This is a genomic window from Comamonas sp. Z3 (assembly GCF_008121565.1).
In the GTDB taxonomy this organism is placed as follows: Bacteria; Pseudomonadota; Gammaproteobacteria; order Burkholderiales; family Burkholderiaceae_C; genus Comamonas; species Comamonas brasiliensis.
Genome location: NZ_VOQU01000004.1, coordinates 284321 through 302586, shown reverse-complemented (window position 1 = coordinate 302586; position 18266 = coordinate 284321). Strand labels below are relative to the sequence as shown.

The 18266-nt window shown below is 61.8% G+C and carries 18 protein-coding genes; 14 read left to right on the top strand and 4 right to left on the bottom strand.

All coding sequences use genetic code 11. The features are described 5' to 3' along the window. The 3 genes from FSY59_RS27535 to FSY59_RS13510 all read left to right on the top strand — a co-directional run. Positions 1 to 283 (top strand): hypothetical protein (locus FSY59_RS27535; protein WP_222864294.1); only part of this gene is annotated, 283 nt, incomplete at its 5' end. Positions 284 to 303: 20 nt separating this feature from the next. Then, positions 304 to 816 carry a thioesterase family protein gene (locus FSY59_RS13515; RefSeq protein WP_148729114.1) on the top strand — a complete coding sequence of 171 codons (513 nt, stop codon included), beginning with the start codon at positions 304 to 306 and terminating at the stop codon, positions 814 to 816. A gap of 241 nt (positions 817 to 1057) precedes the next feature. Beyond that, positions 1058 to 1693 carry a polymer-forming cytoskeletal protein gene (locus FSY59_RS13510; RefSeq protein WP_003051076.1) on the top strand — a complete coding sequence of 212 codons (636 nt, stop codon included), beginning with the start codon at positions 1058 to 1060 and terminating at the stop codon, positions 1691 to 1693. Between the two features lie 68 nt (positions 1694 to 1761). Here FSY59_RS13510 and FSY59_RS13505 read toward each other — a convergent pair whose 3' ends face one another. Further along, positions 1762 to 2229, bottom strand: coding sequence for an acyl-CoA thioesterase (locus FSY59_RS13505; RefSeq protein ID WP_029158370.1), 468 nt, complete (start codon positions 2227 to 2229; stop codon positions 1762 to 1764). A 538-nt stretch (positions 2230 to 2767) separates the two neighbouring features. On the opposite strand from FSY59_RS13505, the gene FSY59_RS13500 reads away from it, so the two are divergent. From FSY59_RS13500 to FSY59_RS13460, 9 genes are all read left to right on the top strand, one after another. Next, positions 2768 to 3052 carry a hypothetical protein gene (locus FSY59_RS13500; protein ID WP_003051085.1) on the top strand — a complete coding sequence of 95 codons (285 nt, stop codon included), beginning with the start codon at positions 2768 to 2770 and terminating at the stop codon, positions 3050 to 3052. Further along, the gene (locus FSY59_RS13495; protein ID WP_050873935.1) at positions 3010 to 4839 is read left to right on the top strand and encodes an ABC transporter ATP-binding protein/permease; all 1830 of its coding nucleotides are present in this window, start codon (positions 3010 to 3012) and stop codon (positions 4837 to 4839) included. Before FSY59_RS13500 ends, FSY59_RS13495 begins: the two co-directional genes overlap by 43 nt. 183 nt (positions 4840 to 5022) lie before the next feature. After that, on the top strand, positions 5023 to 5787 hold the full coding sequence (locus tag FSY59_RS13490) for a GntR family transcriptional regulator (protein WP_003051088.1): 765 nt from the start codon (positions 5023 to 5025) through the stop codon (positions 5785 to 5787). A 73-nt stretch (positions 5788 to 5860) separates the two neighbouring features. Beyond that, positions 5861 to 6937: an aromatic ring-hydroxylating dioxygenase subunit alpha gene (locus FSY59_RS13485; RefSeq protein ID WP_003051091.1), complete on the top strand. Its 1077-nt coding sequence runs from the start codon at positions 5861 to 5863 to the stop codon at positions 6935 to 6937. A gap of 108 nt (positions 6938 to 7045) precedes the next feature. Next, positions 7046 to 7525 (top strand): MarR family winged helix-turn-helix transcriptional regulator, encoded by a 480-nt coding sequence (locus FSY59_RS13480; protein ID WP_003051093.1) that lies wholly within the window; start codon positions 7046 to 7048, stop codon positions 7523 to 7525. A 161-nt stretch (positions 7526 to 7686) separates the two neighbouring features. Further along, positions 7687 to 9042, top strand: a complete 1356-nt coding sequence (locus FSY59_RS13475) for an MFS transporter (RefSeq protein ID WP_148729113.1) — start codon at positions 7687 to 7689, stop codon at positions 9040 to 9042. A 14-nt stretch (positions 9043 to 9056) separates the two neighbouring features. After that, positions 9057 to 10136: a Rieske 2Fe-2S domain-containing protein gene (locus FSY59_RS13470; RefSeq protein ID WP_003051098.1), complete on the top strand. Its 1080-nt coding sequence runs from the start codon at positions 9057 to 9059 to the stop codon at positions 10134 to 10136. A 30-nt stretch (positions 10137 to 10166) separates the two neighbouring features. Beyond that, positions 10167 to 11135, top strand: a complete 969-nt coding sequence (locus tag FSY59_RS13465) for a PDR/VanB family oxidoreductase (RefSeq protein WP_148729112.1) — start codon at positions 10167 to 10169, stop codon at positions 11133 to 11135. Between the two features lie 112 nt (positions 11136 to 11247). Continuing rightward, positions 11248 to 12189 carry a 2-hydroxyacid dehydrogenase gene (locus tag FSY59_RS13460; RefSeq protein WP_029158371.1) on the top strand — a complete coding sequence of 314 codons (942 nt, stop codon included), beginning with the start codon at positions 11248 to 11250 and terminating at the stop codon, positions 12187 to 12189. Positions 12190 to 12478: 289 nt separating this feature from the next. Here the strand turns inward: FSY59_RS13460 and FSY59_RS13455 are convergent, their stop codons facing one another. From FSY59_RS13455 to FSY59_RS13445, 3 genes are all read right to left on the bottom strand, one after another. After that, positions 12479 to 13516, bottom strand: coding sequence for a DctP family TRAP transporter solute-binding subunit (locus FSY59_RS13455; protein ID WP_043008642.1), 1038 nt, complete (start codon positions 13514 to 13516; stop codon positions 12479 to 12481). An 82-nt stretch (positions 13517 to 13598) separates the two neighbouring features. Then, a complete protein-coding gene (locus tag FSY59_RS13450) occupies positions 13599 to 14897 on the bottom strand; it encodes a TRAP transporter large permease (protein ID WP_148729111.1) in 1299 nt (432 codons plus the stop codon). Beyond that, on the bottom strand, positions 14894 to 15457 hold the full coding sequence (locus FSY59_RS13445) for a TRAP transporter small permease (protein WP_003051108.1): 564 nt from the start codon (positions 15455 to 15457) through the stop codon (positions 14894 to 14896). Before FSY59_RS13445 ends, FSY59_RS13450 begins: the two co-directional genes overlap by 4 nt. A 424-nt stretch (positions 15458 to 15881) precedes the next feature. Here FSY59_RS13445 and FSY59_RS13440 point away from each other — a divergent pair, with 424 nt between their 5' ends. Further along, positions 15882 to 16832 (top strand): LysR substrate-binding domain-containing protein, encoded by a 951-nt coding sequence (locus FSY59_RS13440; RefSeq protein ID WP_003051111.1) that lies wholly within the window; start codon positions 15882 to 15884, stop codon positions 16830 to 16832. Between the two features lie 430 nt (positions 16833 to 17262). Continuing rightward, positions 17263 to 18162, top strand: coding sequence for a transporter substrate-binding domain-containing protein (locus FSY59_RS13435; protein ID WP_003051113.1), 900 nt, complete (start codon positions 17263 to 17265; stop codon positions 18160 to 18162). The last annotated feature ends 104 nt before the right edge of the window (positions 18163 to 18266 follow it).

Here is an 18266-nt window from a genome sequence, read left to right as displayed (position 1 = left end):
CGGTTTCGCCAAAAACGCCACCCTGACTTCAGCCAATGCTGAAGTCAGGCATTGCGGCAGCAAGACGAGCGCAGCGATGGGTGGCGGTTTCGCCAAAAACGCCACCCTGACTTCAGCCAATGCTGAAGTCAGACATTGCGGCAGCAAGATGAGCGCAGCGATGGGTGGCGGTTTCGCCAAAAACGCCACCCGGATTCCGGCAGTTGCCGAATCCAGGCCAGCTTTGCCGTCCTGCACCTGTGCCGTTCTGAAAATCGCCCCTTGTCGGGCGATTTTTCTTTGACCAATTTTTCAGGGTTGCCTATGACATCCAGGTCCGTACCATCCCGCAACTCAGCGCAGGAGGCTGCCGAGTCCATTCAGTTCGAGCCTGAGTTCATCTCCGGCTTGCGCGAGATCTTTGAAACGCGCGTGGCCTTCAATCAGACGATCGGTCTGAAGATCGGCGAGATCACGCCGACGCTGGTGCAGGGGCATATCGCCATGCGTCCTGATCTGATCGGACATTCGGCCTACCAGCGCATTCATGGCGGCGTGATCAGCGCCGGCCTGGATTCCATGGGCGGATTGGCTGTGATGGCGGCCATTGCGGCCAAGCATATGGACGATACGCCGGCGCAAAGACTGCATCGGTTTTCCCGGCTGGGAACGATCGATCTGCGTGTGGACTATATGCGCCCTGGAATCGGCAAGGAGTTTCTGCTCACCGCCAGAGTGCTGCGCCTGGGCTCACGGGTGGCGAATACCCAGATGGAGTTTATGTCCGTGGACGGCGAGTTGCTGTCTACCGGCACGGCCGCCTATATCGTCTCTTGACGCTGTTCAGAAAAGAGTGCGTCTGGCGCCTGCGAAATATGGGGTAGAGATCGAAATGCGTAAAAACAAGGCAAGTGAACGCTTGCCCGGATGCAGCCAGATCTTTCATTGTGTGAGATCAGGCAATGCATGCAAGTAACTGAAACTTGTGAAAGCTTTGCTTACCGTTATTGCGAGATAAGGGCAAATGTTGCTGCTTATGCTGCATAGGATGGCGTTTTCTGACTAGGAGATTCCTGCCATGGCTGTGCAAAACCCGTTCTTCGGCAAACGTGAAAACGATAGCTTTCCTCCACGCAATTCCGTCACCGGGCTTTCGACAGCGAATAGCGCTGCGACATCGGGTGCCAGCTCTTTGAGCAGTGCAGGCCTTGGCACGGCGCCTTCCAGCTCCATGCGCGCCTCCGCGGCCCCCGCTGCGCCTGTGGCAGAGGAAAGCGGTGGCAGCAAGCTGACCGTGGGCCCCAACATCAAGCTCAAGGGCGTGGAGATCACGGACTGCGACACCCTGGTGGTGGAAGGAACGGTCGAGGCGACCATGAATTCCCGCGTCATCAAGATCGCCGAGCAGGGTGCTTTTCATGGCACGGCCGAGATCGATATCGCAGAAATCCATGGCAAGTTCGACGGCTCGCTCACCGTCCGTGAAAAGCTGGTGATCTATGGCTCTGGCAAGGTCAGCGGCAAGATCCGCTATGGCAAGGTGGTGATCGAAGAGGGCGGGGAGCTGACAGGGCAGATCGAGGCAGGAACCAGCTCCAGCAACAGCAGTGCCGGCAGCACCTCCGCTTCGGCCTGGAGCAAGAGCAGTGCCGCCAGCACGGCGACGGCTGCAGCCAGCAGCAGTGAAACCTCGGGTAGCGCTGCAGTCGCCTGAATCTCTGCGCACAGCCCATGAAAAAAGCGACCTTCAGAGGTCGCTTTTTTCATGCGCGATGGCGTGGATCAGCTCTTGGCGGCCGCCTGAGCCTGGATTTTTTCGCGCCAGGCGCGCGTCTGCTCGGTATCCGGCAGAGACTGGGGCTTGCCGGTGGCATCAATGGCCACATAGGTCAGACGGGCTTCGGTCACCTTCACATATTTGCCCTGGTCGGAAAAACGCTCGGCAAAGACCTCCACATCCACAGCGACCGAGGTGCGGCCTACATGCTGCACGCCAGCGTAAAAGGACAGAATGTCGCCCACGCGCACGGGTTGCTTGAAGATGAATTCGTTGACGGCCACGGTCACCATGCGGGTGTGGCTGATGCGCTGCGGCAGCACCGAGCCTGCCAGGTCCACCTGCGCCATGACCCAGCCACCGAAGATGTCGCCATTGGCATTGACATCGGCAGGCATGGGCACGACTTTGAGAACCAGTTCCTTGTCGGCGGGCAGGGCAACGCTGGGAAGGTCGGGCGAACGGGGGGGCATGGAAATCTGTGACACGAATGTAAAGGTGTAATTGTCCCTCAACATCGGGTTTCTACCATGTCAACGGGAGAAAGCCACTAGCGACGGTTCGGGCAAGTAAGTAGGGGGTAACTATGGGACGGTGTTTGTGGTGGATCTGTGGATGCCTGAGTGTCATGCTGACGGCCTGCAGCAGCCATCCGGTAAAAGCCCCAATGTCGGGAAGCGGCGACGTGTCTCCACAACGCCGATCAAGCCGCTGGTACAGGCCATGCAGCCATCTTGCCATCCGGAGCCCTTGACCGGTGCAGCGGCACTGGGGGGCGTTCAGCAAGCTGTCTCCGCGGCAGGCCTTGCAGACTGCCCCTGACCGGGCGTGCGCAAAGCCGCTTTCCCGCAGGGTTGGAGCGAAATCGGGCGATTTCTGCACACTGTCTCTTGCTTGCACCTCGGTGCAAGCGGCGAGCCATCGCTTCGAACTCATCCCGATTGCGCTCCAACGCGGCTGCGTAGAGATCGTCAACATGTTCTTAAGGCCGTCAGCGAGCAGCGCGATGGCATGGTTCTGCTGCATGCCGGTTTCAATGAGCAGGGGTTTCTGTCATGGCCGCGCGAGGCCAGCTTCTTCAAGGCCTGCGGTGCTGGCCCGTATGACAGACAGTTGCTGCAGCCCTTCACCCTGGTCTGGGTGAGCGCGAAAGTGACGGGACAGGCAGAATTAGCAGGTACCCAGATTCCCGTCATAGAAATAGACGCCCTCTACCGCGGCTCCGACTGCCAGCAGGGCGACACAGCCCCACAATGCGTTCACAGTTACCTGCAACCCCTGAAGAAGCCGCAGTAGCGGCAAACCAGTCAGACGGCGCCACACTGCGTCGCCTCTTTCCCTATATCTGGCGCTACAAATGGCATGCGCTGGCAGCGCTGGTGTTCATGATCTGCGCCAAGCTGGCCAACGTGGGCGTGCCCATCTTGCTCAAGCATCTGGTCGATGCGCTGGATATCAAGCCCGGGCAGGCGCAGGCCGTGCTGGTGGTCCCCGTGGGTCTGCTGGCGGCCTATGGATTGCTGCGCTTTTCCTCCACCATGTTCACCGAGTTGCGGGATCTGGTCTTTTCCAAGGCCACGCAGGGGGCATCGCGCTCGATCGCGCTGTCGACCTTCGAGCATCTGCATGCCCTGAGCCTGCGTTTTCATCTGGAGCGTCAGACCGGTGGCATGACGCGCGACATCGAGCGCGGCGTGCGCAGCACCGAGTCGCTGATCTCGTATTCGCTCTACTCCATACTGCCCACGCTGATTGAGATGGCCCTGGTGCTGGGCATTCTGGCCGTGCGTTTCGACATCTGGTTTGCCGTTATCACGCTGGCGGCGCTGGTGTTCTATATCGGCTTCACGGTTACCGTGACGGAATGGCGCACCCGCTTCAGAAAAGAGGCCAATGCCCAGGAGTCGGCGGCCCATACCAAGGCCATTGACTCGTTGCTGAATTACGAGACCGTCAAGTACTTCAACAACGAGCAGTTCGAGTCCGCACGCTATGACGAGAACCTCGAAAACCTGCGCCGCGTGCGGCTCAAGAGCCAGACCACGCTGTCCATGCTCAACTGCGGCCAGCAGCTCATCATAGGTGCTGCGCTAGTGGCCATTCTGTGGCGGGCCACGCAGGGCGTGGTCGACGGCAGGCTGACGCTGGGCGATCTGGTCATGATCAACGCCTTCATGATTCAGCTGTACATCCCGCTGAATTTCCTGGGCGTCATCTACCGCGAGATCAAGCAGAGCCTGACCGACCTGAACCGCATGTTCACGCTTATGGACAAGGAGCGCGAAGTGTCCGATGCGCCAGGCGCCCAGCCCTTGCAGATCGACAATCCTCCGCCCGAAGTGCGATTCGAGAATGTGCAGTTCGCCTACGATAGCGCGCGCCCCATCCTGCACGATGTGAGCTTCACCATTCCTGCAGGCAAGACCGTGGCCGTGGTCGGGCCCTCGGGTTCGGGCAAGAGCACGCTGGCGCGTCTGCTGTTTCGCTTCTATGACGTGCAGGGCGGTCATGTGCGCATTGCCGGGCAGGACATCCGCACGGTGACCCAGAGCAGCGTGCGGCACTGCGTGGGCATCGTTCCGCAGGACACGGTGCTGTTCAACGACACGGTGGCCTACAACATTGCCTATGGGCAACCGGGCGCCACGCAGGAGCAGGTGGTTGCAGCGGCCAAGGCCGCACGCATCCATGACTTCATCGAGCGCACGCCCCAGGGCTATGCCACGCGAGTGGGCGAGCGCGGCCTCAAGCTCTCGGGCGGTGAAAAGCAGCGTGTGGCCATCGCGCGCACCCTGCTCAAGAATCCGCCGATTCTGATCTTCGACGAGGCGACTTCGGCACTGGACAGCGCCAACGAGCGTGCCATCCAGAACGAGCTGCGCAGCGCGGCGCAGGGCAAGACCTCTCTGGTCATTGCCCACCGCCTGTCCACCGTGGTCGAAGCGCATGAAATCCTGGTCATGGACAGCGGCCGCATCATCGAGCGCGGCACGCACGAGGAGCTGCTGGCCGCCGGAGGACGTTACTCCAGCATGTGGAATATGCAGCTCAACCAGGCGGAGTCATCGGAGATTCCCGCCTGACTGCGGTCACCTTTCGCCAGACGTTTGATAAGCCACCTTCGGGTGGCTTTCTTTTTGACTTCTTTGCTGATATGTATACATGTTGATAGGTGCTTACCCTTGTATTTGCTATTTAATCGCTGATTTTTTGATTTTTATGTATACATTTCTTCCGTCTACCAAGAACTAATTGCCCCGCGAGACATGCCACCCTCCATTGCCACCGCTGCTGCAGCGGAAGAAAACCATTCCCAGGTCGTGAAGGCGCAGCTGCAGCTGCGCGAAATGATTCTTGCCGGCGAGATGGCAGCCGGCGAGCGCATCTCCGAGCTGGTGCTGGCCGAGCGTCTGGGTATCTCCCGTACTCCCATACGTGCAGCGCTGATGCGGCTGGAGCAGGAGGGCATGCTGGAAGCCACGGCTGGCGGGCGCGGCTACAAGGTGCGCGTGCTGTCCGAAGCCGATGTGTCGGACGCCATCGAGCTGCGCGGCACGCTGGAAGGTCTGGCGGCGCGCATGGCAGCCGAGCGCGGGGTGGATGAAGCCCTGCTGGTGCGGGCCACGCGCTGTCTCGATGCCATCGACCGTGTGCTGGATGCCCAGAACTGGGGCGACGAAGCGTTTTCCGCCTATGTGGCCTTGAACTCCGAATTTCACGACATCCTGCTGGAGATGTCGGGCAGCAGCTTCATGCAGCGCGAGCTGGAGCGGGTCAAGCGTCTGCCCTTTGCCTCCCCCTCGGGCTTTGTGGTGGCCGACTCCGAGTCTCCGCGCGCGCTTCGCAGCCTGATCCTGGCCCAGGAGCAGCACCGTGAAGTGATTGACGCTATCGAGCACCGCGAAGGGGCGCGTGCCGAGGCGCTGATGAAAGAGCACTCGCGCATTGCGCGGCGCAATCTGCGCGAAGCCATGCGCTCGCCCGAGACCACACGCGTACCCGGTGCGCAACTGATTCGCGCCAGCCGCTGAGGGCCGGGCTGCCGCGCCGCAGGCTGCGCCCGGATCAGAACCCCCGACCAATAGATACAAGGAGACATCCACGATGAACCATCAGGAACAAGCCATTTATCCCCGCAACACATGGTATGTGGCGGCCACCGCAGCCGAGGTCACGGACAAGCCGCTGGGGCGCCAGATCTGTGGCGAGCGCATGGTTTTCTACCGCGCCCTGGAAGGCAAGATGGCCGCCGTCGAAGACTTCTGTCCGCATCGTGGTGCACCGCTATCACTGGGCCGCGTCTGTGAAGGCAAGCTGGTCTGTGGCTATCACGGGCTGGAGATGGGCTGCGACGGCAGGACGGTTGCCATGCCCGGCCAGCGCGTGCGCGGCTTTCCTGCCATCAAGAGCTATCCGGTGGAAGAGCGTTACGGCTTTGTCTGGGTATGGCCGGGCGACAAGGATGCGGCCGATGCAGCGCTGATCCCGGATCTCCAATGGCATGACAGCCCCGAGTGGGCCTATGACGGCGGCCTGTTCCACATCAAGGCCGACTATCGCCTGATGATCGACAACCTCATGGACCTGACCCATGAGACCTATGTGCATGCCAGCAGCATCGGTCAGGCCGAGATCGACGAGACGCCCTGCAAGACTGAAGTCATAGGCGACAGCGAAGTGGTCACCAGCCGCTTCATGGAGAACATCGAGGCGCCTCCGTTCTGGAAGATGGCTCTGCGCAGCAATGGTCTGGCCGATGACGTGCCTGTGGACCGCTGGCAGGTCTGCCGCTTCACCCCTCCCAGCCATGTGCTGATCGAGGTGGGTGTGGCACATGCCGGCAAGGGCGGTTATGACGCCGCGGACGAGCACAAGGTCTACAGCATGGTGGTGGACTTCATCACGCCCGAGACCGATGGCAGCATGTGGTACTTCTGGGGCATGGCGCGCAAGTTCAACCCCGGCGATGCATCGGTGACGGCAGCCATCAAGCAGGGCCAGCACAAGATCTTCAGCGAAGACCTGGAGATGCTGGAGCTGCAGCAGCGCAATCTCGAGGACTATCCGCAGCGTCAGCTGCTCAAGCTCAATATCGATGCTGGCGGCGTGCAGTCGCGCAAGATCATCGAGCGCCTGATCGACGAGGAAAAAAACGAGTCGGGCGTTGCGGCGCTGGCTTGAGCGGCGGCAGGCAGGGGCAGATCATGTCTTTAGATGGAGTAATCTTGCAGCTCCCCGAATCGGAGTCAGCGCTGTCCATAGTCAGCGCTGCCCTTGCTACGCTGCTGCATGGAATCGCCCACCACACCCAACCCGCTTTCCCTGGATCTCTACGACCAGCCAGGTCATCTGATTCGACGCGCCCAGCAGATTGCTGCGCTGCTGTTTCGAGAAGTGCTGGGCCCCGATGTGACGCCGGTTCAATACGCCATCCTGCGCATGCTGCAAGAGTCTCCGGGCATCGACCAGGTGACGCTGGCGCGTCTTGTCGCGCTGGACAACTCGACCACGGCCGATATCGCTGCGCGTCTGGAAAGCAAGGGCTGGATTCATCGCGAGCTGCTGCCAAGGCGTCAGCGCCGTTTGAGTCTGACCACCGAGGGCGAAGCCATGCTGGCCGCGTTTGTGCCCAATGTCTACGAGCTGCAGCAGCGCATGCTTTCCGCGCTGGAGCCCGAGGAGCAGGCGGAGTTCAAGCGTCTGCTGCGCAAGTTCGTGCAGTTGCACGACAGCACTGAAGCCGGCGAGCAAGCCGTGATCAACGGCTAGCAGCCCGTTCTGGCTCGGCGGCTTCACCACGATCAAGCCGGCCAGCGCCGCCGGTGAACCGGCACGACTAGGGAATTCACTTGTGCTGGATCAAGAGTTCATTCAGTAAACTGAATGTGATTCAGTATGCTGAATGAATGATAAAAAACAAGGAGACAACGATGGAACAGGATTTGCGCGCGCATCTGGACCAGCGGCCCATGACGACCTTCCAATGGTCGGTCATCGCGGTATGCATGGCCCTGAACATGATTGATGGCTTTGACGTGCTGGTGATGGCCTTCACGGCTTCGGCGGTGTCCGGGCACTGGAAGCTCAGCGGCTCGGAGCTGGGCTTTTTGCTCAGTGCCGGCCTCTTCGGCATGGCCGCAGGTTCGCTGCTGCTGGCGCCCATGGCCGACAAGCTGGGGCGCCGTCCCCTGATCCTGCTGTGCCTGGCCGTGTCCGGGCTGGGCATGCTGGCTTCGGCCTGGAGCCAGACGCCGGCGCAGCTTGCGGTGCTGCGCGTGATCACGGGCCTGGGCGTGGGCGGCATTCTGGCGTGCAGCAACGTGATTGCCAGCGAATATGCCTCGCTGCGCTGGCGCAGTCTGGCGGTCACGCTGCAATCGACCGGCTATGCGCTGGGCGCGACCATCGGCGGCAGTATCGCGGTCTGGCTGCTCGCGCACCATGGCTGGCGCTCCGTCTTCATGTTTGGCGGCTTTTCCACGCTGGCGGTACTGGTTCTGGCCTGGTTTGCCTTGCCGGAGTCAATGGACTTTCTGCTGGTCAAGCGGCCCGCCAATGCGCTGCAGCGTCTCAATGCACTGATCCGCAAGATGGGCCTGCCCGCACTGGGCTCCCTGCCTCAGGCCGTGGTGGCAGGCAGCGGTGAAAGCAAGCGCATGGGGCCTTTGCAGCTGCTGTCTCCCAAGCTGCTGCGCCCCACGGTGCTGGTCTGGCTGTCCTTCTTCTCGGTGATGTTCGGCTTCTATTTCGTGATGAGCTGGACTCCCAAGCTGCTGGCGGCCTCGGGCCTGACGCCCGAGCAGGGCGTGACCACGGGCGTGCTGCTGAGCCTTGGCGGCATTCTGGGCGCGACCTTGCTGGGTCTGCTGGCGGCGCGCTTTGCGATTCACCGTGCGCTGGCGGTCTTCATGCTGGTGACGGCAGTGCTGCTGTGCTTTCTGGTGGGCAGCTCCGGTGCGCTGTGGATGTCGTATACGCTGGCCTTCCTGATCGGCGTGTTCGTGAATGCCTGCGTGGCCGGCCTCTATGCGATTGCGCCGGTGGTCTACGGCAGCGATGTGCGCGCCACCGGCGTGGGCTGGGGCATCGGCATCGGTCGCATCGGGGCGATTGTGTCGCCGCTGGTGGCTGGCGGCCTGCTGGATGCGGCCTGGTCGCCCGATCAGCTGTACCTGGGTTATGGCATGGCGTTTGTCCTGGCTGCCGTCATCGTGTCCATGCACCGCATTGCCGGCCCGCAGGTCGCGCACAGGCGCGCCACGTCCGAAACAGTGGCCGCTCATTGACCAGGGAGACTTCGATGAACCAGATTTCTCACACCATGAGCGCAGCCGCGCCTGCCTTTCCGCTGGACCAATGGTACGTCGCGGGCTTTGCCTGGGAACTGAAGGACCTGCCGGTGGCGCGTACCTTGCTGGGTCAGCCGGTGGTCCTGTTCCGCACGGAAGATGGCCGGGTCGCGGCGCTTGAGGATCGCTGCTGCCACCGCGAGCTGCCGCTGTCCTGCGGCACGGTGGAAGCTGCGGGTCTGCGCTGCGGCTACCATGGCCTGCTCTTCAGCCATGAGGGGCAGTGCCTCGAAATACCGGGCCAGGAACGGATTCCGACCAAGGCCTGCGTGAAGTCCTTCGAGCTGCGCGAGCGCGACCAGATTCTCTGGATCTGGATGGGCGCGACACCGGATTCCGTGCCTGGCACGGAGCCGCCGGCCTATGCCGTGCACAGCGACCCGCAATATCGTTTTGGCGGTGGCGTGTACCACTACGACGCTCCGTATCAGCTGATTCACGACAACCTGCTGGACCTGAGCCATCTGGGCTATGTGCACCTCAAGACCATCGGCGGCAACGCCCGCGTGCATATGAACGCGGATCTCAAGGTCAGCCAGGACGGGGACAGCGTGAAGGTGGTGCGCTGGATGCCGGATTCGGACCCACCACCCACTTATGCACAGGCCTGGCCTTTTCAGGGCCGCATCGACCGCTGGCAGGAAGTGGAGTTTCATCCCTCGCATGTGCGCATCTGGACCGGTGCCATGGATGCGGGCCAGGACAGACTGGACAACCCGGCGCGCGAAGGATTCCATATGCGCGGCTTTCACGGCGTGACGCCGGAGACGGAGACCAGCGCGCATTACTTTTGGACGATTGCGACCAATCCGCATCCGCAGATGCAGGACACGACACAGCTGGTGATCGATCAGACGGCTGCCACCTTCGAGGAAGACAAGGTGGTCATCGAAGCCCAGTTCCGCAACCAGCAGCGGTTTGGTCCACGTGCCGTGGTGGATATCCACGTGGATGTGGGGCCCAACCGTGCGCGGCGCGTGATTGAGCGGTTGCGCCAGGCCGGCGCGCAAGCCTCGCAGGCGGTGGCCTAGCGACGCACAAGCAAAAGAGAAGTACCCGAGATGAAGACTGAAACCACGTTCGAGGTGCGCATTGCGCACAAGCAGGAGCAGGCAGCCGGTATCTGCAGCCTGGAATTGCGGGCTCTGGAAGGCGCCAGACTGGCGCCGTTCAGCGCCGGCTCGCACATCGATGTGCACCTGCCTGGTGGGCTGGTGCGCCAGTATTCGCTGAGCAACGATCCCGCCGAGCTGGATCGCTATGTGATTGCCGTGCTGCGCGAGCCCGCCTCGCGCGGTGGCTCGGCAGCTGTGCATGAGCAGCTGCAGGCCGGCCAGCAGATCACCATCAGCCACCCGCGCAACCATTTCGAGCTGCATGCACCGGCCCGCAAGCATTTGCTGCTGGCAGGCGGCATTGGCATCACGCCGATTCTGGCCATGGCGCGCAAGCTGGCGCATGACGGTGCGGAGTTCGCCTTGCACTACTGTGGCCGCTCGCGCGAGCGCATGGCGTTTGCCCAGACCATCGAGACTGCGCAATGGGCTGACAAGGCGCAGATCCATGTGGATGACGTGAATGGAAAGTCGTCGCTGGGTTTGAGCGAATTGCTGCAGCAAAGAGAGCAGGGTCAGCATCTGTATGTGTGCGGACCCAAGGGCTTCATGGACGCCGTGCTCGACACGGCGCGAGCGGCGGGCTGGCCTGCCGAGCAACTGCACTACGAGTTCTTTGCCGCCGAAGTGGAGCACCGCGACGACGACGAGAGCTTCGAGGTGGAGGTCGCCAGCAGTGGCCAGGTGGTGCGCGTCACGCCGGCGCAGACCGTGGTGCAGGCGCTGGAGTCCATCGGCGTCTGCGTGCAGACCTCGTGCGAGCAGGGCGTCTGCGGCACCTGCCTGACGCGCGTCATCTCGGGCGAGCCCGATCACCGCGATATGTATCTGACCGAAGACGAGCAGGCGGCCAACGACCAGTTCCTGCCCTGCTGCTCGCGCGCCAGGTCGGGCCGCCTGGTGCTGGATCTGTGATGCAGGGATGGGGGCGGGCTTTGACCATGCGCAGGCATGGCTGGCGCAGCATGCTCAAAATGGGCACTTTCCATGAAAGCGCTGTGTGAAGCCAGAGCGCCGCGTTCCCGCCATGAAGCCTGCCCTGCTAGTTCTGAACCTCCAGGTCCCCGCCCATCTGCAGCAGATGGAGCAGACCTTTGCCGACTTTGATGTGATCTATGCGCCCGAGGCCGATCAGGCCGAGGCCGCAATCGCCGCCCACGGAACGCGCGTGCAATGCGTGTGCACGATTGGCGCGACGGGCCTGTCTGCCGCGCAGATGCAGCGCATGCCCGGGCTGTCGCTGGTCTGCGCCATGGGTGCGGGCTACGAGAACATCGACGTGGCCCATGCCAAGGCGCACGGGATTGCCGTCGGCAACGGCGTGGGGACGAACGACGACTGCGTGGCCGACCACGCCATGGGTCTGCTGATCGCCGCGGTGCGCGGCATCGTCAAGCTGGACAAGGCCACGCGTGCCGGCATCTGGCGCTCGGCCCTGCCGCTGCCGGCCAATGTCTCGGGCAAGCGCCTGGGCATCGTGGGACTGGGCCAGATCGGCGCCAAGATCGCCAGGCGCGCAGCTGCCTTCGACATGCCCGTCGGCTATCACAACCGCAAGCCGCGCGAGGGAGTCGAGCACCAGTACTTCGACGATCTGCTGGCGCTGGCCACCTGGGCCGATGTGCTGCTGGTGGCCACGCCGGGCGGCGCGGGCACGCGCCATCTGATCAATGCCGAGGTGCTCGACGCACTGGGCGAAAAAGGCGTGCTGGTGAATATCGCGCGCGGCTCGGTGGTCGATACCGCAGCGCTGGCCGAAGCCGTGCGCGCAGGCCGTCTGGCCGGTGCCGGACTGGATGTCTACGAAAGCGAGCCGCTGCCGCCGCAGGAACTGATCGATCTCGACGCCGTGGTGCTGACGCCCCATGTGGGCGGCTGGTCGCCCGAGGCGGTGCAGAACTCGGTAGACCGCTTCATCGCCAATATGCGCTGCCATCTGGATGGCAAGCCCTTGGTCTCGCCCATCTGAGTGCTATTGAATTGAAAGCTTATTGCGCTTGATATTGTTGTATTTCAATATGATTTTACTTTGAAATTCACTTATATCAAGCGCTTATAGCTTTGATATTCATAGCAATAAGAAATCCCCGCGCAGATTGCTCTGGCGGGGATTTTTACTATCTGCGGCGTCATGAAGCTGGCGCGGACCAAACCAGTGACACCAAGCAAGGGCCGCCCCGCAGCGAGGGTGTCGTCCCCCTCCCGAAGAGAGAGGGGGAAGCCGCGGGGCCGCCTAGGCGTAGCGGCTCAGGGGGAGCTTATTTCTGGCTGGCGGCAATGGCTTTTTCGGCCTTGTCGACCAGCGGTGCGCCGATCTGGCTCTTCCACTTGTCGTAGACGGGGCGGGTGGCCTTGACAAAGGCTTCGCGCTCGGCGGCGTTAGGCGTGGTCACGGTCACGCCCAGGCCGGCCAGGTCCTTGAGCAAGGGCTTGTCGGCCTCGACCAGGCCCTTGCGTGCAATGGCGATTTCTTCCTTGGCGGCATCCAGCGCGGCCTGTTTGACGATGGCCTGGTCGGCAGGCGTCCAGCTGGCCCAGACGTCCTTGTTGACGACGAAGATCAGCGGGTCGTTCATATAGCCCCACATGGTCAGATGCTTCTGGCCCACGGACTGCAGCTTGGCCGCCATGTACACGCCGATGGGGTTCTCCTGGCCGTCCACGGCGCCGCTGGCCATGGCCGGCTGGGCATCGGCCCAGCTCATCTGCGTGGGGTTGGCGCCCAGGGCCGTGAAGGTGTCCAGGAACAGGGGCGAGCCCACGACGCGGATCTTCATGCCCTTGAGGTCGGCAGGCGTCTTGATGGCGTGCTTGGAGTTGGATATTTCGCGGTAGCCGTTCTCACCCCAGGCCAGAGGCACCACGCCGCCTTTTTCCAGGGTCTTGAAGATTTCCTGGCCCACTTCGCCCTGGGTCACGGCATCCACGGCCTTGAAGTTGGGGAAGAGGAAGGGCATGGAGAACAGGTTCAGCGACTTGACCTGGGGCGACCAGTTGATGGTCGAGCCCACGGCCATGTCGATCACGCCCTGGCGCAGCGCGGAGAACTCACGCGTCTGGTCGCCCTGCACCAGCGAGGTGCCGGGGTAGAGCTTGATGTTGATGCGGCCCTGGGTGCGCTCGCGCACCTTGTCGGCCCACAGCTCGCCGCCCTTGCCCCAGGGGAAGGCCGTGCCCAGCACCAGGGACATGCGGTATTCGCTCTTGTACTTGGCCTGTGCCATGGCCATGGGCGATGCAAAGGCCAGAGCGGCGGCAGTGGCCACGGCGGATGCGAGGAAGGTACGAAGTTTCATATGGTTTGTCTCCCTTTTAGAAACGAAAGAACTGGAAAGCAGGAATGAGCAGTTGCGGCCTCCAGTGCCGCAACTGCTGGAATCAATAGCCCATCTTTGCGGGCAGCCACAGAGCGAGCTGCGGGAAGGCAATGACCAGAATCATCACGACGAACATGGACAGCAGCATCCAGCCTACCCAGCGCACGGTGGACTCCATGCGCACGCCCGCGATGCGGCAGCTGACCATCAGGTTCACGGCCAGCGGCGGCGTGAACTGGCCCAGTGCCACCTTGAGCGTGAGGATCACGCCAAACCAGACGGGGTCCCACTGGTAGTGATTCATGATGGGCAGCAGCAGTGGTACAAAGATCAGGAAGATCGAGATTCCGTCCAGGAACATGCCCACGGTGATCAGCAGCAGGATCAGCAGACCCAGCACGCCGTATTCGCCGAGACCGGAATTCACGATGGCATTGGCCACCGGATCGATCACGCCCAGTGTGGACAGCGAGAAGGCAAAAATGCCGGCCAGCGACACCACCAGCAGGATCACGGCCGACAGCTCGCCCGCTTCGCGCAGAATCGGGAAGAGGTCGCGCACGCCGATAGTGCGGTGAATCACCATGCCGACGAACAGCCCGTAGAACACGGCAACCACGGCGGCCTCGGTGGGGGTGAACCAGCCCATGCGCATGCCGCCCAGGATCAGCACCGGAGCTGCCAGGCCCCAGGAAGCCTCGCGCAGGCTCTTCCAGAACAGCGGGCGGGGCATGGAGGCTTCGAGCGCGCCCATCTTGTGCTTGCGCGACATCCACACGGCGGGAATGATGAGCGCGATACCCGCCAGCACGCCGGGAATCATGCCGGCCGCGAACAGGGCCGGCACCGAAGCACCGGGCACCAGCACCGAGTAGATGATGAAAGCCACCGAAGGCGGAATCAGAATGTCCGTCGCTGCGGCCGCTCCGACCACGCTGGCCGAGAAGCTCTTGGGATAGCCGGCGCGGCTCATGGCGGCAATCATCACGCCGCCCACGGCCGCCGCATTGGCCGGTCCGGAGCCGGAGATGCCGCCCAGGAACATGGCCACGGCGATCGCCACCAGCGGCAGCATGCCGGGGCCGCGGCCCACGATGGCCACGGCAAAGTTCACCAGCCGCAGGGCAACGCCCGAGCGATCGAAGATGGAGCCCACGAGCACGAACATGGGAATCGCCAGCAGCGGATACTTGCCCAGCCCGGCATAGAAATTCTGCGGCACGGCCAGCAGGCCGAACCACTGCGTATCGGCATTGGCCAGGGCAATCGCGGCCGCACCGGCCAGACCGAGGGCCGTGCCTATGGGCACGCCGATGAACATCAGGCCCAGAAAGGCCACGAACAGCAAGGTGGCGATCATGCGATCTCCTTGCTGTGGTCTTTTTCCACGGGCTCGTCAGGGAAGGCGCCGGGCTTGCCCTGGCGGATGAACAGGCCGACGGCGCGCAGCGTGATCAGGGCCGAGACCACGGGCAGCCAGATCGAATACCACCACTGCGGCACGCCGATGCCGGGCGAGGTTTCCTCGAAGCGGAAGTCGTCCCAGACCACGCGCACGCTGAGCACGGCAATGATGGCAAACAGCAGCGCCACCATCAGCGAGCCGAAACGGGCCAGAGCCTTGCGGCGCTGGACGGAGCCGCTGTCCGAGAAAAACTCGATGCGGATATGCTGATTGCGCGCCACGGCGGCAGAGCCTGCGACCAGGGCCAGCAAGATCATCAGAAAGACCGAGATTTCCTCGGTCCAGGCAAAGGAGGAGTTGGTGAAATAGCGCACCAGCACATTGGCAAAGGTGATCAGGGCCAGAGCGGCCATGATGATCACGGTCAGCCAGTCTTCAATGCGCAGTGAGCGAGGCTCGTCCGGGCGCGCGCCGGTATCGGCGCCACCATCGGTCTCGGGAGGAGTGGAGGACATGAACGCGGAAAGTCAGAAAAACACACAGGGGTCAGGGCAGCTCGCCTGAATGGCGTGATCCGCGCGCACTCGATGAAAATGCCCTTATGTTCACGACTTACGCAAAACGGGTTCAGGCAAGACGATTGCCTCAGGAGGCAGGCCGTTGTTGCATTCTTGTCTGCGTAAGTCCTTATGTTGTTCCTTGACCTTCACGGCGTTGTGCACCGGGATGGCTTGGAGCGAGTAGACACACCGGATAGATGTGAGCAAATATTATCAAGGTATCTATGTCGCATGGCTTACGTCGTGCAGCAGGCATTACCCTAGGGTCTGATGAGCAGGGCGGGCTTGGCGCCGAGTCCGTGCTGTGTCCCGTTTAGCATCCAACAAGGATTACCTCCGTTGCACAGCTTTGGTGCAGGGCAGCGGATAATGAGAGTCTATGGAAACCAAATGGCTTGAAGATTTTGTCAGCCTTGCTGAAACCCGCAGTTTCAGCCGCTCGGCCCAGTTGCGTCACGTGACGCAGCCTGCGTTCTCGCGCCGCATCCAGGCACTGGAGGCCTGGGCGGGCACGGATCTGGTCGACAGAAGCTCGTACCCGACGCGACTGACGCCAGCAGGCAAGACCATGTACGAGCAGGCGCTGGAGATTCTGCAGTCCCTGCAGAGCACCCGGACCATGCTGCGTGCCCACGTCAGTGCGGGCAAGGGCATGGTGGGCTTTGCCGTGCCACATACGCTGGCGTTCACGTTCTTCCCGAACTGGGTGTCGGCCGTGCATGAGAAGTTCGGCCCTTTCCGCAGCCGTCTGTTCGCCCTCAATGTTCACGATGCGGTGATGCGCCTCGTGGAAGGCGGCTGCGATCTGCTGATCGCCTACTACCACTCTTCCCAGCCTTTCCAGCTCGACCCCTCGCGCTATGAAATGGTGAGCCTTGGGCATGAGGTGCTGGCTCCCTACTCCAAGCCCGACGAGAACGGCAACCCTATCTTTGCCCTGCCCGGCCGCCAGGGCCAGCCGCTGCCCTATCTGGGCTATGCCGCCGGCGCCTATCTGGGCCGCGTGACGGAGCTGATCCTCAAGGAAGCGTCCGAGGCCGTGCACCTCGAGCGTGTCTATGAAACCGACATGGCCGAAGGTCTCAAGGCCATGGCACTTGAAGGTCATGGCGTGGCCTTTTTGCCCTATAGCGCGGTGCGTGGCGAGCTGGAGTCCGGCCGTCTGGTGCGCGCCGTGCCCGAGGGCGTGACCGGTTTCCAGATGGACATGGAGGTGCGGGCCTATCGGGAAAAACCCACGGGCGATGCGCCCCAGGGAGGAGCTGCCGCGCTCTGGAACTTCCTCAAGGAGCAGGGCGAGATTGCGGGTGGCGAGGTCAAGGCTGTGTAACCCGACCGAGTGTTGCTTTTCTTCCAAAAGGGCCAATTGGCCCTTTTCTTGCTTGTGTGACCAGGTTTGAGTGATTTTGGGTGTTTTACTGGTGAAAACCCTAATGTTATGCATCGGGTAAATACTGAATATGCAAGTTGCGCATAAGGATTTTTGCCATCGGCATTAGCTTGTGAAATCACGAAAGCATTAGAGTTCGCAGCTTGCACAAAAAGAGGTGCTGCTTTGCAACACAAGATTGAGGCGGTGAGTAGGTGGTTGCCTTCCTGAATTCCCTACGGGAAAAGTCTTAGAAATGATTGCAATTCAGCCATCTTCATGACTGCACAATGTGTGCAGTACATTTGTTAACGCAACCTGTCCACCCTCACAAAGGGCGATGCGTTAAGGAGTGGCAAGCGTTTTTGGTCCTTACCAATAGGAGATCCGTATGAAGAAGCATTTGTTGGCCATCGCCGTAACCGCACTGGCAACTGGCACCGTGTTTGCACAGGCCAATGACACCCTGGCCAAGATCAAGTCCACCGGCAGCGTCACTCTGGGCGTACGTGAGTCGTCCGGCCTGGGCTATACGCTGGGCAATGGCAAATATGTGGGCTTCCATACCGAAATGGGTGAGCGCATCCTCAAGGACATCCAGAAGCAACTGGGCCTGACAGCGCTGGAAGTGAAGTACCAGCCCGTGACCTCGCAAAACCGTATTCCTCTGGTGCAGAACGGCACCGTGGACATCGAGTGCGGCTCCACCACCAACAACACGGCTCGTCAGAAGGACGCAGCCTTCGCCTTCACCACCTATGTGGAAGAAGTGCGTATCGCCACCCGTGCCAACTCGGGCATCACCGGCATCAAGGACCTGAACGGCAAGACCATCGTGACCACGACGGGCACGACTTCCGTGCAGACCCTGCGCAAGAACAAGCGCGCCGACGGCCTGACCTTCAAGGAAGTCATGGGCAAGGACCACGCCGACAGCTTCCTGATGCTGGAAACCGGCCGTGCCGACGCCTTCATCATGGACGGCTCCATCCTGGCCGCCAACATCTCCAAGTCCAAGGCCCCCAACGATTACAAGATCGTGGGTGAAGTGCTGTCGGTGGAACCCATCGCCTGCATGATGCGCAAGGACGATCCCGCCTTCAAGAAGGCCGTGGACGAATCCATCGTGCGTCAGATCAAGGATGGCTCCCTGACCAAGCTGTACGACAAGTGGTTCCTGCAGCCCATTCCTCCCAACAACGTGAAGGTGGGCCTGCCGCTGTCGGCTGCCACCAAGGATGCGTGGGCTCACCCCAACGACAAGCCCATGGAAGCTTACGAAGTCAAGTAATCCCGCCCAATAGGTGTACCGCCCCTTCTGCCAAGCGGTTAGAAGGGGCTTTTTTGTTGCGAGGGCCGGTGTGAGCGTTTGCCCTCATAAACCGAGAATGAAAG